This is a genomic window from Exiguobacterium sp. SH5S4, from assembly GCF_004337045.1.
Classification (GTDB): Bacteria; Bacillota; Bacilli; order Exiguobacteriales; family Exiguobacteriaceae; genus Exiguobacterium; species Exiguobacterium aurantiacum_A.
The window spans coordinates 88,057-101,778 of sequence record NZ_SJUQ01000002.1 but is presented as its reverse complement, the minus strand read 5'-3'; the positions used below and the strand labels follow the sequence as shown (position 1 = coordinate 101,778).

Genomic DNA, 13,722 nt, shown 5'->3' with positions numbered 1-13,722 from the left:
ATATAGATGGACGTGAACGAATACTTAGGGTTGTTTTTGGATGAGTCGCAAGAGCATATCCAATCGGTCAACACACAGTTGATGAAATTTGAGCAGACGGCTAGCGCTGAAGCGGTTCAAGAGATTTTCCGTTCGGCCCATACGCTCAAAGGGATGTCGGCGACGATGGGGTACGAAAGCGTGGCCAACTTGACACACGAAATGGAGAGCGCCCTTGACCTTGTCCGGTCAGGCAAAAAAGAGAGCAACCAATTGTTGCTTGATACGATGTTTACCGCAATGGAACAAATTGAAGCGATGATTGCCGACATCGAGACGGGTGGAACCGGCACGAACGTCGACGTCAAAGCGACGGTTTCGGCATTCCAGTCGTTTATCGGGAGTAAAGAACAAACGGTCGCTGCGGCGGAAGAATCGTCGGTGTTTACTGTCGACTTGTATGCGGATTCGGTCATCGAACAAGCGAAACAGACCGGTTTTGAGGCGTTCCAACTCCATGTGAAGTTATCGGATGCCGTCGTCTTAAAAGCAGCCCGGGCTTACATGGTGTTTGATCGTCTCCAAGAGCTCGGTGAAGTCGTTCGGACCCATCCGGAGACGGAAGCGATTGAGCAAGAACAGTTCGACTTGTCGTTTGACGTCTTGTTCTTGTCACAAGAGACGGCTGCAGTCATCGAACACGCCGTCTCGCAAGTGTCGGAAGTTGAAACAGTCCACGTCTCGGTATTTACGGGCGTGAGCGAGAGCGAGAGCGAGCCGGAAATTGCTGTGAGTGCAGAAACGGTAGCGGTGCAAGAAATAAAACCGAAAGCGCAAGAAGCAGAAGAACCGAAAGAACAAGCTGTCGCTCAAGCGAAGACGATTCGTGTCAATTTAGAACGGATCGATCGTCTCATGAACTTGTTTGAAGAATTCATCATCGACCGCGGCCGACTCGAACGCCTTGCCGACGAGGTTGGACAGCCTGAACTAAACGAGACGGTCGAGAAAATCAAACGGGGCACGAACGAACTGCAATCACTCGTGTTGACGTTACGGATGATGCCAATCGAGCAAGTGTTCAACCGGTTCCCACGGATGGTCCGCTCGGTCGCGAAAGACATTCATAAAAAAGTTCAACTCGATATCTCAGGAGCTGACACGGAACTCGACCGGACCGTAATCGATGAGATCGGCGATCCGCTCGTCCACTTGATTCGCAACGCGATCGATCATGGCATCGAGCTTCCTGACAAACGCGTCCAAGCCGGCAAACCGCAACAAGGGCGACTCGCCCTCCGTGCTTACCATGGCGGTAACCGTGTCTTCATCGAGATCGAAGATGATGGAGCGGGAATCAATGTCGATAAAGTCCGGTCGAAAGCGCTCGAACGTGGTGTCATCACGACTGAAGAAGCGGCGGCGATGACGGACAACGAGCTCGCGATGCTCATCTTTGCACCGGGCTTCTCAACGGCAGACGTTGTCACAGACTTGTCAGGTCGTGGCGTCGGACTCGACGTCGTCAAAAATAAAATCGAGTCACTCGGTGGTGTGGTCACGCTCGAGACAGTGGTCGGACAAGGGACCAAGTTCCAAGTCAGCCTACCGCTCACGTTATCAATCATCTCGGCGATGCTCGTCCAAGCGGGCGATGAGACGTATGCCATCCCATTGTCATCGATTCTCGAGACGACATTGCTCGATGAAGCCAACATCCTGACGGCCCATCGTGAACGTGTCTTCGATTTCCGCGGACAACTCGTCCCGCTCGTTTATTTAAAAGAAATTTTCGGAATCGATTCGGAAACAAAATCACAGTTCCCGGTCGTCGTCGTGCGTAAAGGAAATAAACTCGTCGGAGTCGTCGTGAACGACTTGATTGGTCAACAAGAGATTGTCATGAAGCCGCTCGGGACGTATCTCGAAGGTATTCCGGCTATTTCGGGGGCAACGATTCTCGGAGATGGACGGGTCGCTCTCATCGTAGACAGCAACGATCTCTTTTAAGGAGGAAGAAAGATGGAACAAAAATGGGTAGTGTTTTCACTCGCATCGAACACGTACGGAATCGATGTCCAATCAGTCCGTTCGATTGAACGGTTACAACCTGTCACCCGGGTGCCGAACGCACCAGCACACGTGAAGGGCGTCATCAACCTCCGTGGTGTGGTCACGCCGGTCATCGACCTCAGGCTTCGCCTCGGTTATGAAGAAATCGCACCGACAGACGAGACACGGATTTTGATCGCTTCTTTGAATCAAGGCGATGCTGGTTTTATCGTCGATCGTGCCAACGAAGTCGTCGAGAGCGATGAAGTCCGGATCGAACCGATTCCGGATTCGAGCCACGAGATGCACTCGGCACACTTGACGGCGATTGCCAAAGGTGAGGACAAGCTGTTCTCGCTTCTCGATGCGAACGCGTTGTTCGAGGACCAACATGCTGAGTGAATTTGAACAAGATTTGTTAAAAGAACTCGGGAATATCGGGTCTGGTCATGCGGCGACCGCGCTCTCGACACTGCTCGCCAAGCCGGTCAACATCACGGTATCGTCTGCCGAAATGGAACCGATCACGTATTTACCGGACCGCGTCGGCGGTCCGGAGCGCCATGTGGCCTCTGTCCTGTTAGAGCTTGGAGGCGAGATCAGTGGCATGATCCTGATCATGTTCCCGGTGGATGATGCGGAGAGTATGGTGGCTTCGCTGATCGGCTCACCGTTCACGTTCCAATCGAACAACGAGCTCGGTCAATCGGCGTGGGAAGAGATCGGTAACATTATGAGCGGGGCCTACGCGCGAGCGTTAGGCGACTGGCTCAATACGCCGATCATGATTCAAGTGCCGGCGACCGCGATTGATATGGCCGGATCGATCGTCGAATTTGTCGTCACGTCCGTTCAACCGGAAGAAGATGCCGCGCTCTATATCGACACGACGTTCATGATTGACGAGAAGGTGAGTGCCGGGCATGTGCTCTTCTTACCGACGCACGGCTCGCTAGATCGGATTCAACGAAGGTTGCTTGGCCATGGCTGAAGTTCTTAAAATCGGGATTGCCGAGTGGAAGCAAACGACAGCACCGAACCGGCTCCGCACGGCGGGACTCGGCTCATGCGTCGGTGTCATCTTGTATGATGCCCGGCTGCAAGTGGCGGCGATGGCGCACGTCATGCTTCCAGATTCGGCGATCGCAAGGAAACACCAGACGATCGAAGTCGGGAAATATGCGGATACGGCAATTGACGCGCTCGTCGAGTCGCTCAAACGGGCCGGGGCAGGACGTCTGCAAGCCAAGATGGCCGGTGGGGCTCAAATGTTTCAATTCAAATATGAGAACGCGGCGATGCGCATCGGGGAACGAAATGCCGAAGCAATCCGCGTCGCTTTAAAAGCACACCACATCCCGCTAATCGCCGAGGATTGTGGTGGGCATAACGGACGAACGATTGAATTTGACGTCGCAACATGCGTCTTATCGATTCGGACAGTGAGTATCGGAACAAAAGAACTATAAGGGGGGGATCGACATGACGACTCAGCTTACCCAGTTGTGGGATCGTTGGAATACTGACCGCGATATGGATACGGCAAATGAATTATTATCACATTATGAATTTCTGATCCATTATCACGTGCAACGAATGATCGTGACGCTCCCAAAGAGCGTCGAACGCGACGAATTGAAAAGTTTGGGTTACATGGGATTGTACGATGCCCTCATGAAATATGATCCGGAACATAATAATAAATTCGATACGTATGCGGCGTTTCGGATTCGGGGCGCGATTATCGACGGACTTCGAAAAATCGATTGGCTGCCGCGCTCGGTACGGGAGCGCGTGAAGAAGATTGACCATGTCGCCGAACAACTCGAGCAAAAGCTGCACCGTGCCCCGACGAAAGAAGAATTGGCCGACGCGTGCGCGCTTCCGATCGCTGATATCGAAAAGGCGATGGCGGAAGGGTATTTCGCGAACATGTTGTCGATTGACGAGGCGGTGACGCTCCAAGAAGAAGGGAAAGTCATGTCGGTCACGTATTTTGACCCCGATTCGGAAAAACCGGAAGACACGTTGTTGCAACGCGAGTTAGTCGACGTGCTGACGACCGAGATCGATCAACTGTCTGAAAAAGAACGTCTTGTCGTCTCGCTATTTTATTTTGACGAGTTGACGTTGACGGAGATTGGGGAAGTGTTAGAATTATCGACTTCCCGCATCTCACAGATTCATTCGAAAGCGTTAAAGACACTCAAACAGGCACTAGGCCGCTCGTATCTAGAAGAAAAGACATCGTGAGGAGGTGAAGGGATGACTTTTGTGTTGCTGATCGCGGGGATCGTGATTGCCTATGGTCTGTTGATCGGGTTCCGGCAGATCCAAACATTGAACGAACGCGTCAATCGGCTCGAAAGCGAGAAACGCGAGACAGAGGCGTTGCTCTTGTCATTCATGGAATCGATGGGCGATGTTGTGAAAAACGATGCGGCCGAATCGCCAAAACCGACCTCGACTGAAATCGCCGAGATAGAAACTGAAACGTCTGAAGACGGTGCGGTTAACCCGAGCGTCGAAGAGGTGTTGCTCCGTCATTCAGTCCGCGACACGGCACGTCTCCTCGGAAAAGGGGAAGGCGAAGTGGCGCTTTATGCGAAACTTCGACAAAAGTGAGAGTTGCCGGATTTGAAGACTTATGCTATAGTAATTTTCGGTGTTAAACACATCACACACGTCTCGGGATGGTATTCCTCGGTGCCGAAAGGTCGGAGTACAACGATGAACGAGGCGGAGGACTTTTTTAAACCACAAGGAGGAAATTTATCATGGCAGTAATCTCAATGAAGCAATTGCTCGAAGCTGGTGTACACTTCGGTCACCAGACACGTCGTTGGAACCCAAAAATGGCGAAATACATCTTCACGGAGCGTAACGGAATCTACATCATCGACCTTCAAAAGACGGTTAAAAAAGTAGACGAAGCTTACAACTTCGTTCGTGAACTCGCGGCAGAAGGCGGAAACGTCCTCTTCGTAGGTACGAAAAAACAAGCTCAAGATACAATCAAAGAAGAAGCACTCCGTTCAGGTATGTACTTCATCAATGAGCGTTGGTTGGGTGGAACACTCACAAACTTCTCAACAATCAAAAAGCGTATTAACCGCTTGAAGCAACTTGAGAAAATGGAAGCTGACGGCACGTTCGAAGTACTTCCTAAAAAAGAAGTCATCATCTTGAAAAAAGAAATGACACGTCTTGAGAAGTTCCTCGGCGGAATCAAAGATATGCCAGGCGTTCCTGACGCTCTCTTCATCGTTGACCCACGCAAAGAGCGGATCGCGATTGCAGAAGCTCACAAATTGAACATCCCAATCGTTGCGATTGTCGATACAAACTGTGACCCAGATGAAATCGACTACGTTATCCCAGCGAACGACGATGCAATTCGTGCGGTTAAATTGCTCACTTCTAAGATGGCTGATGCGATCATCGAAGCGAAGCAAGGCGAAGAAGAAGTTGCTGAAGAAGCTGTAGCTCCAGAAGCTGAAGCTACAGAAGCTGAGTAATCAGTTAGACAACAGGTGATAAAGGGAAAGCCTTTTATCACCTTTTTTTAGGACATAGTCTATTCGAAGCCTAGTGCTTTTATTTTAAAAAAATGTAAGTTTTACAAGGAGGAATTTCCGATGGCAGTTACAGCAGCAATGGTAAAAGAACTTCGTGAAAAAACAGGAGCAGGTATGCTCGATTGCAAAAAAGCACTCGTGGAAACAGACGGTGACATGCAAGCGGCAATCGACTTCCTACGTGAAAAAGGGATTGCTAAAGCAGCAGCTAAAGGCGATCGTATCGCAGCTGAAGGCTTGACAGCAGTAGCGGTTGAAGGCAACAAAGCTGCTCTCGTCGAAGTCAACTCAGAGACGGACTTCGTTTCTAAAAACGAGAAGTTCCAAACACTCGTCAGCGACGTGGCGAAAGCGGTTCTCGCTTCAGGCGCGACGACAGTCGAAGCAGCTCACGCTTCTGAATTCGTGGCTGGTAAAACACTCGAAACACACATTCAAGAAGAAGCATCGACAATCGGAGAGAAAATCTCGCTCCGTCGCATCGCTGTTCTTGAAAAAGCGGACGACGCTGTATTCGGCACTTACCTTCACATGGGCGGACGCATCGGTTCGGTCGTCGTCATCGACGGCACGACAGATGAGTCAGTAGCGAAAGACGTAGCGATGCACGTAGCAGCAGCTAACCCACTTTACGCGACACGTGACGAAGTTTCGGCTGAAGAAGCAGAGCGCGAGAAGAAAGTCTTGACTGAACAAGCGATCAACGAAGGCAAACCTGCTAACATCGTCGAGAAGATGATCGCGGGACGCATGAACAAGTACTTCGAAGAAATCTGCCTCGTCGACCAAACGTTCGTCAAAGACGCTGACTTCAAAGTTGGAAAATACGTAGAGTCTAAAGGCGGCCGTATCAACTCGTTCGTACGTTTCGAAGTTGGAGAAGGTATGGAAAAACGCGAAGAAAACTTTGCTGAAGAAGTAATGAACCAACTTAAAAAATAATCTGCGTCATATATGATGATGCAATTAAAATTGGGAACACGTCTGTATAACCTTGAGTTAGTTCGTTAAGGGAGCGTGTTCCCTTTTTTCAAGCATGAGGAGGCAAAGTATGGAACCGAAATATAAGAGAATTGTGTTAAAATTGAGTGGAGAAGCGCTCGCAGGAGATCAAGGATACGGAATCGATCCGGCAATCGTCAACTCGATTTCTGGACAGATTAAAGAGTTAGTCGCCATGGGCGTCGAAGTAGCGGTCGTCGTAGGTGCCGGAAACATCTGGCGCGGAAAGACGGGAAGCGAACTCGGTATGGACCGGGCCAATGCCGATTACATGGGCATGCTCGCAACTGTACTTAACTCGCTTGCACTTCAAGACAGCCTCGAAACACACGGTGTCCAAACCCGCGTCCAAACATCAATCGAAATGCGTCAAGTTGCTGAACCGTATATCCGCCGCCGGGCGATGCGCCACCTTGAAAAAGGCCGGGTCGTCATCTTTGCAGCAGGGACGGGTAACCCATACTTCTCGACAGATACGACAGCAGCGCTCCGGGCAGCCGAGATCGAAGCTGATGTCATCTTAATGGGGAAAAACAACGTCGACGGCGTCTACTCGGCAGACCCGAAACTTGTCCCGGATGCGGTCAAATACGAGTCACTCACATACTTGGACGTTTTAAAAGACGGTCTCCAAGTCATGGACTCGACAGCGACGTCACTATGCATGGACAACCATATTCCGCTGATTGTATTCTCATTGCTTGAAGAAGGAAATATCAAACGTGTCGTTCTCGGGGAACATATCGGGACGGTAGTGGGAGGAATCAATTCATGAGTGCAAACGAAGTTATGAAAACGGCTGAAGAAAAGATGGTTAAAGCCCATACATCATTAAAACGTGATTTTGGGACGCTCCGCACCGGACGCGCCAGTGCATCGATTTTGGACCCGGTCCAAGTCGACTACTACGGTGTGCCAACACCGCTCAACCAAGTAGCGAACATCAACACGCCAGAAGCTCGTCTTTTGTTGATCCAACCTTGGGACAAGTCGCTCGTAACGGAAGTCGAGAAAGCGATTCAAAGAGCGGATCTCGGTCTGTCGCCATCTTCGGACGGGACAGTCATCCGTTTAGCAATCCCTGCCTTGACGGAAGAGCGCCGGAAAGAACTCGTTAAAATCACGAAGAAGTATGCGGAAGAAGCGAAAGTTGCGGTTCGTAACGTTCGTCGTGACGCGAACGAGAACTTGAAGAAGCTTGAAAAAGATGGAGATTTGACAGAAGACGACCTCCGTGGTTACGCGGACGACGTTCAAACGTTAACGGATTCTTACATCAAAAAGATTGATGAGTCTGCAGCGGTCAAAGAAAAAGAGATCATGGAAGTATAATCACGGAAGTGGTATACCAAAAAGCTGTGTGGGGACCCTTTTACTGAAAGGGTCCCTCTTTCATACAATCAGGAGGATAGACTATGTTTAAATGGGTGAATCCTAAAACGAAGACTGAGGCGGAATTGAGCATCCCCGAACATGTCGCCATCATCATGGACGGAAACGGCCGTTGGGCGAAGAAACGCGGGCTCCCGCGCATCATGGGTCACCGGGAAGGGATGAAATCGGTCCGTGAATCAGTCCGGACGGCTCAAGAGCTCGGCATCAAGTCGCTGACGCTTTACGCGTTCTCGACCGAAAACTGGACGCGTCCAGAAGAAGAAGTCAATTTTTTGATGAAGTTGCCGAAGCAATTTTTAGAGACCGACTTAAAAGAACTCGACGAACAAAACGTCAGAGTGCTCGTTGCCGGTGACGTGTCGAAACTGCCGCGCGGAACACGCGAGGCGGTCGAGGAAGCGCGGACGCGTACCGCGACAAACACGGGGTTAGACCTCGTCTTCGCGTTGAACTATGGCGGCCGTGACGAACTCATCCAAGCGATGCGTGACATTGCGCGCGACGTGTCGGCCGGACACATCAATCCAGATGAGATCGACGAGTCGATGATCGGAGAGCGGCTCATGACGAATATGCAAGATGTCGATTTGATCATTCGGACGAGCGGTGAACAACGGTTATCGAACTTCCTGCTCTGGCAAGGGGCGTATGCCGAACTCCACTTCACAGACGTATTGTGGCCCGAGTTCAAACGTGAGCACTTCGTCGAAGCAATCGAAGCGTACAATACACGTACGCGTCGGTTTGGTGGAGTGTAATATGAAAACACGAATTATTACCGGACTTTGGGCCGGCGCCATCTTTGTCAGCTTGATCGCCCTTGGCGGCAGCCCGTTCGTCATCTTGATGGGCGTGCTCGCTTTGATCGGTTTGAGCGAGTTTACGATGATGCGTGAGCATAAGCTGACAGCGTTCCCGTTCCTCGTGACATCGTTGCTCGTAGCGTTCCCGTTCGTCATGATGCTCTTAGAACGGCAGTTGTTGACGAGTGAACTTCCGATTTCGACGAGTCAATGGATGGTGCTCGGGTTAATGCTGCTTCTCTTTTGGACGGTCGTCACGAAAAACCGTTTCACATATGAAGATGCGAGTTTTTATTTCGTCTCGGCTGTTTATCTCGTCATCGGGTTTTCAAGCTTTGCCCTCGTCCGTCTGTCTGAAGACGGGCTGGCGAAAGTATTGCTCGTCTTATTTATCATTTGGGCGACCGATTCGGGTGCGTATTTCACGGGGAAAGCGATCGGCAAGACGAAACTATGGCCCTCGATCAGTCCGAACAAGACGATCGAAGGAGCTGTCGGCGGTATTGTTTCAGCTGTCGTCGTCGGTGTCGTCTATGTCTTGATTGAACCGGTCCTACCGCTCGTCGAAGTGCTCGTCTTAGCGGTTGTCGTTTCTGTCGTCGGCCAGCTCGGTGATTTGGTACAATCAGCGTACAAACGTCAGTTTGGCGTAAAAGATTCTGGACATCTATTACCGGGACATGGTGGCATTTTAGACCGATTTGATAGTATGATCGCGGTATTCACCGTCATTTGGATTTTCAATTTGTTGTAAAAGGAGTGTCAAGATGAAGCGAATCAGCTTAATCGGGGCGACTGGTTCGATCGGCGTACAGACGTGCGATGTGATCGAGCAGCACCCCGACTTGTTTGAACTTGAGGCGTACGCGTTCGGAACGAACGTCGAGGTAGCCGAGGAATGGATCAACCGCCTTCGCCCGAAATACGTATCAGCCAAAACGATCGAGGTACTCGAACAGCTCAAGCCACGCCTTACATACGAACCACTCTTTTTTATCGGACTCGAAGGGTTGATCGAATGTGCGACCGCTGAGCGGGCCAATGTGGTCGTGACGGCCGTCGTCGGGGCAGTCGGCTTAGAGCCGACGCTTGCCGCTATTAAAGCCGGTAAAGATATCGCCTTGGCGAACAAAGAAACGCTCGTCACAGCCGGACATCTCGTCATGGCCGCCGTCAAAGAGCACGGCGTCAGTTTGCTTCCGGTCGACAGTGAACACTCGGCCATCTACCAATGCCTGAACGGAGAGCGTCGTGAGGACGTTTCAAAAATCATTTTGACGGCCTCAGGCGGAAGTTTCCGCGATCGGACACGCGCTGAATTAGCGAACGTGACCGTCGAAGAAGCGCTCAATCATCCGAACTGGTCGATGGGTGCAAAAATCACGATCGATTCGGCGACGATGTTCAACAAAGGGCTCGAAGTCATCGAAGCGCACTGGTTGTTCGATATCGATTATAATGATATTGAAGTGGTGCTCCATCGGGAGTCGATCATTCACTCGATGGTCGAGTTTAAAGACGCCGCAGTCATGGCGCAACTCGGAAACCCCGATATGCGGGGACCGATCCTCTATGCGCTCTCTACCCCGAAACGGCTTGAAATCGAAGGGAACAAGCGGTTAAACTTGAGAGAAATCGGGACGCTCCATTTTGCGGAAGCCGATTTCGATCGCTATCCGGCTCTTCGACTAGCGTATGAAGCAGGTCGTCAAGGAGGTTCAATGCCGACCGTGTTGAATGCGGCTAACGAAACGGCTGTCGATTTGTTCTTGAACGGAAAGATTGCGTTCGTCGAGATTGAATCGATCGTCGCGCAAGCGATGGATGCACATACAGTCATTGTAGAACCGACGCTTGAGCAGATCCTTCAAGTCGATCAATCGGTTCGTGAACAAATTCAGCAACGAAAGTGAAGGTGGGGAATAGATCATGCAAACTTTTATCGCCATCGTTTTGATGTTTGGGGTGCTCATTTCAGTTCATGAATGGGGACACCTCGTCATGGCGAAACGGGCAGGGATTCTCTGTCACGAATTTGCAATCGGGTTTGGACCGAAAATCTTTTCGTTCAGAAAGAATGAGACGCTCTATACAATTCGCTTATTGCCGATCGGTGGTTACGTCAAGATGGCGGGTGAGGATTTCGAGCCGATCGAAGTGAAGGCCGGTCAACAAGTCGGGCTCCGGTTAACGAGCGCGGGCACAGTCGACCGCGTCTATTTCCAACCGGACCAAGCGACGGATGTACACGTCGTCGGAACGGTCGACAAGTTCGATTCGATCCGTGAATTGAAGATTCAATTGCTCGTCGACGAAGAAGTGCGGGTGTACACACTCGAGCGCGATACGCTTCTCGTCGATCAAGGTATGGAGATTCAAATCGCACCGTACGACCGCACGTTCGGAGCGCAATCAGTTTGGAAACGGGTGCTCGCGATCGCAGCCGGTCCGGCCATGAACTTCGTCCTTGCCTTCGTCTTGCTCGTTATTGTCGGTCTCGTGCAAGGCACACCGACAGACGACGGACAAATCGGGACAGTACAACCGGATTCGGCGGCTGATCAAGCCGGGCTCGTCACCGGAGACGAAATCGTCTCGATCGAGGGTGAGACGATTGATAACTGGCTCGATCTTCGAACGGTCTTGGCCGATCGTGCCGATACACCGACCGAGGTGACCTATATTCGGGCGGGTGAGGAACAAACGGTAACGCTCACACCTCAAGCAGTCGAACAAAATGGCGAGACGGTCGGTATCCTTGGCGTGACAAATGCGCTCGAGCGATCACCGACAAAAGCGTTCACAACAGGAGCTGAGACGACGTGGACGATGTCGACATTGATTTTCTCTGCGGTCGGTGATTTAGTGACCGGCCAAGTCGGAGTCGATCAACTCGCAGGTCCGGTCGGGATTGTCCGCATGACCGACGAAGTGGCGGCGAGCGGTTTCGTCATGTTGCTCAACTGGACGGCACTGTTATCCGTCAACTTGGCGATCTTCAACTTGTTGCCACTTCCGGCGCTTGACGGGGGACGACTCATCTTCTTGTTGTTCGAGGCAGTGCGTGGTCGACCGATCGATCCAAAAAAAGAAGGGTTCGTCCACTTTATCGGATTTGCCCTGCTTATGCTGCTCATGCTCATCGTCACTTGGAACGATATCCAATCATTTTTTAAATAGACTGTGTTAGAGAAGGGAAACGTTGATATTTATGAAACAATCGAGATTGCTTATGCCTACTTTGAGAGAGGTTCCTGCTGACGCTGAAGCTGTCAGCCATCAACTTCTCGTGCGCGGTGGATTTATTCGACAAAATGCAGCGGGGATCTACTCTTATTTACCACTCGGTCATCGTGTGTTACAAAATATTCAAACGATCATCCGTGAAGAGATGAACCGGGCCGGGGCGCAAGAACTGCTCATGCCGGCGATCCAACCAGCGGAGCTATGGGAAGAGACGGGACGTTGGGACATCTACGGACCTGAACTGATGCGTTTGACGGACCGTCATGACCGCCGTTTCGCACTTGGAGCGACCCACGAAGAGTTGATCACGTCGATCGTCCGTGACGAGTTGAACTCGTATAAGAAGTTACCGGTCAACTTGTACCAGATTCAGACGAAGTATCGCGATGAGCGTCGTCCGCGGTTCGGATTATTACGCGGACGTGAGTTTTTGATGAAAGATGCCTACTCGTTCCACGCCACACAGGCTGATTTGGACGAAGAGTACGACAATATGTACAACGCTTATTCGCGCATCTTTGACCGCACCGGTTTGAAGTATCGTCCGGTCGTGGCCGATTCAGGCGCGATTGGCGGGAAAGACACGCACGAATTCCAGGCGCTCGCCGAAATCGGTGAGGATACGATCGTCTACACGGACTCGTCGTCATACGCGGCGAACATCGAGATGGCGGAAACGCTTGACCGTTACGACATGCAAGCGGGTGTTGTGCTCGAGCTCGAGCAAGTCGATACGAAAGATCATAAGACGATCGAAGACGTGGCGCGATTCTTGGGCGTGGAGACGAACACGACGATCAAGTCGGTGTTGTTCAACGTCGACGGCGAGACGGTCATGGCGATCGTTCGCGGCGATCACGAAGCGAACGATGTCAAAGTGAAGAACGCCCTCGGCGGACTCGATATCCAAATGGAAGACGAGTCGAAGATTATTGAATTGTTCGGCTGTGAACCAGGGACGCTCGGACCGATCAACGCACCGGTCAAAGTCGTCGCCGATTACGCCGTTAAATATTTAGTCGATGCGGTATGTGGCGCCAACGTTGCGAACACGCACTTCATGCACGTCAATGCAGAACGCGACTTGTCGCACTTGACGTATCACGACCTCCGCTTCGTCGTCGAAGGCGACTTGGCACCGGACGAATCTGGTCCAGTCCGGTTCGCACGTGGGATCGAGGTCGGTCAAGTGTTCAAACTCGGTACGCGCTACTCAGAGGCGATGGGCGCGACGTTCTTGAACGAAGAAGGCCGGGCGGAACCACTCATCATGGGTTGTTACGGCATCGGTGTCTCGCGGACGCTTTCGGCAATCGTCGAACAGCATCACGACGACCGCGGTATCGTTTGGCCGAAGAGTGTCGCACCGTTTGATCTGCAATTGATTGCGATCAACGCGAAAGACGAGACGCAACTCGAACTTTCGAATCGACTTTACGGTGAACTATCATCGAAGTATGATGTATTGTACGACGACCGCAAAGAACGGGCCGGCGTTAAATTTGCCGACGCTGACTTGATCGGCTTGCCGATTCGTATCAACGTCGGGAAGAAAGCCGGCGAAGGCATCGTCGAAGTGAAAGTCCGTGCGACGGGCGAAGTGATTGAAACGACGGTAGAGGAGTTGCCGCAAGTGATTGTCGCGCAACTCAACGAGACGCATTGAT

The 13,722-nt window shown here is 51.4% G+C and carries 15 protein-coding genes; all 15 read left to right on the top strand.

The window, feature by feature from the left end:
• The first annotated feature begins 6 nt into the window (after positions 1-6).
• The 15 genes from EVJ32_RS01710 (at position 7) to EVJ32_RS01640 (ending at position 13,721) form a co-directional block, all read left to right on the top strand.
• On the top strand, positions 7-1,989 hold the full coding sequence (locus tag EVJ32_RS01710) for a chemotaxis protein CheA (protein ID WP_131456183.1): 1,983 nt from the start codon (positions 7-9) through the stop codon (positions 1,987-1,989).
• 12 nt (positions 1,990-2,001) lie between these two features.
• The gene (locus tag EVJ32_RS01705; RefSeq protein ID WP_070327479.1) at positions 2,002-2,433 is read left to right on the top strand and encodes a chemotaxis protein CheW; all 432 of its coding nucleotides are present in this window, start codon (positions 2,002-2,004) and stop codon (positions 2,431-2,433) included.
• Positions 2,423-3,022 (top strand): chemotaxis protein CheC, encoded by a 600-nt coding sequence (locus tag EVJ32_RS01700; protein WP_070327478.1) that lies wholly within the window; start codon positions 2,423-2,425, stop codon positions 3,020-3,022. Before EVJ32_RS01705 ends, EVJ32_RS01700 begins: the two co-directional genes overlap by 11 nt.
• On the top strand, positions 3,015-3,500 hold the full coding sequence (locus tag EVJ32_RS01695) for a chemotaxis protein CheD (RefSeq protein WP_131456182.1): 486 nt from the start codon (positions 3,015-3,017) through the stop codon (positions 3,498-3,500). Before EVJ32_RS01700 ends, EVJ32_RS01695 begins: the two co-directional genes overlap by 8 nt.
• A gap of 13 nt (positions 3,501-3,513) precedes the next feature.
• Positions 3,514-4,284, top strand: a complete 771-nt coding sequence (locus EVJ32_RS01690; protein WP_131456180.1) for a FliA/WhiG family RNA polymerase sigma factor — start codon at positions 3,514-3,516, stop codon at positions 4,282-4,284.
• 12 nt (positions 4,285-4,296) lie between these two features.
• Positions 4,297-4,656, top strand: a complete 360-nt coding sequence (locus tag EVJ32_RS01685; RefSeq protein ID WP_131456178.1) for a hypothetical protein — start codon at positions 4,297-4,299, stop codon at positions 4,654-4,656.
• Between the two features lie 152 nt (positions 4,657-4,808).
• Positions 4,809-5,549, top strand: a complete 741-nt coding sequence (gene rpsB, locus EVJ32_RS01680; protein ID WP_021067146.1) for a 30S ribosomal protein S2 — start codon at positions 4,809-4,811, stop codon at positions 5,547-5,549.
• 120 nt (positions 5,550-5,669) lie between these two features.
• On the top strand, positions 5,670-6,551 hold the full coding sequence (gene tsf, locus EVJ32_RS01675) for a translation elongation factor Ts (RefSeq protein ID WP_131456176.1): 882 nt from the start codon (positions 5,670-5,672) through the stop codon (positions 6,549-6,551).
• A gap of 109 nt (positions 6,552-6,660) precedes the next feature.
• Positions 6,661-7,386 (top strand): UMP kinase, encoded by a 726-nt coding sequence (pyrH, locus tag EVJ32_RS01670; protein ID WP_071399619.1) that lies wholly within the window; start codon positions 6,661-6,663, stop codon positions 7,384-7,386.
• Complete coding sequence (gene frr, locus EVJ32_RS01665; RefSeq protein WP_035385902.1) at positions 7,383-7,943, top strand: ribosome recycling factor; 561 nt, start codon at positions 7,383-7,385, stop codon at positions 7,941-7,943. The genes pyrH and frr overlap by 4 nt, the downstream gene beginning before the upstream one ends.
• Before the next feature lie 83 nt (positions 7,944-8,026).
• The gene (locus EVJ32_RS01660) at positions 8,027-8,764 is read left to right on the top strand and encodes an undecaprenyl pyrophosphate synthase (protein WP_070327473.1); all 738 of its coding nucleotides are present in this window, start codon (positions 8,027-8,029) and stop codon (positions 8,762-8,764) included.
• 1 nt (position 8,765) lies between these two features.
• On the top strand, positions 8,766-9,563 hold the full coding sequence (locus tag EVJ32_RS01655) for a phosphatidate cytidylyltransferase (RefSeq protein ID WP_070327472.1): 798 nt from the start codon (positions 8,766-8,768) through the stop codon (positions 9,561-9,563).
• 13 nt (positions 9,564-9,576) lie between these two features.
• Positions 9,577-10,722, top strand: a complete 1,146-nt coding sequence (gene dxr, locus EVJ32_RS01650; RefSeq protein WP_131456174.1) for a 1-deoxy-D-xylulose-5-phosphate reductoisomerase — start codon at positions 9,577-9,579, stop codon at positions 10,720-10,722.
• Between the two features lie 16 nt (positions 10,723-10,738).
• On the top strand, positions 10,739-11,989 hold the full coding sequence (gene rseP, locus EVJ32_RS01645) for an RIP metalloprotease RseP (protein ID WP_131456172.1): 1,251 nt from the start codon (positions 10,739-10,741) through the stop codon (positions 11,987-11,989).
• Positions 11,990-12,020: 31 nt separating this feature from the next.
• Positions 12,021-13,721, top strand: coding sequence for a proline--tRNA ligase (locus EVJ32_RS01640; protein ID WP_131456170.1), 1,701 nt, complete (start codon positions 12,021-12,023; stop codon positions 13,719-13,721).
• Position 13,722: the final 1 nt, after the last annotated feature.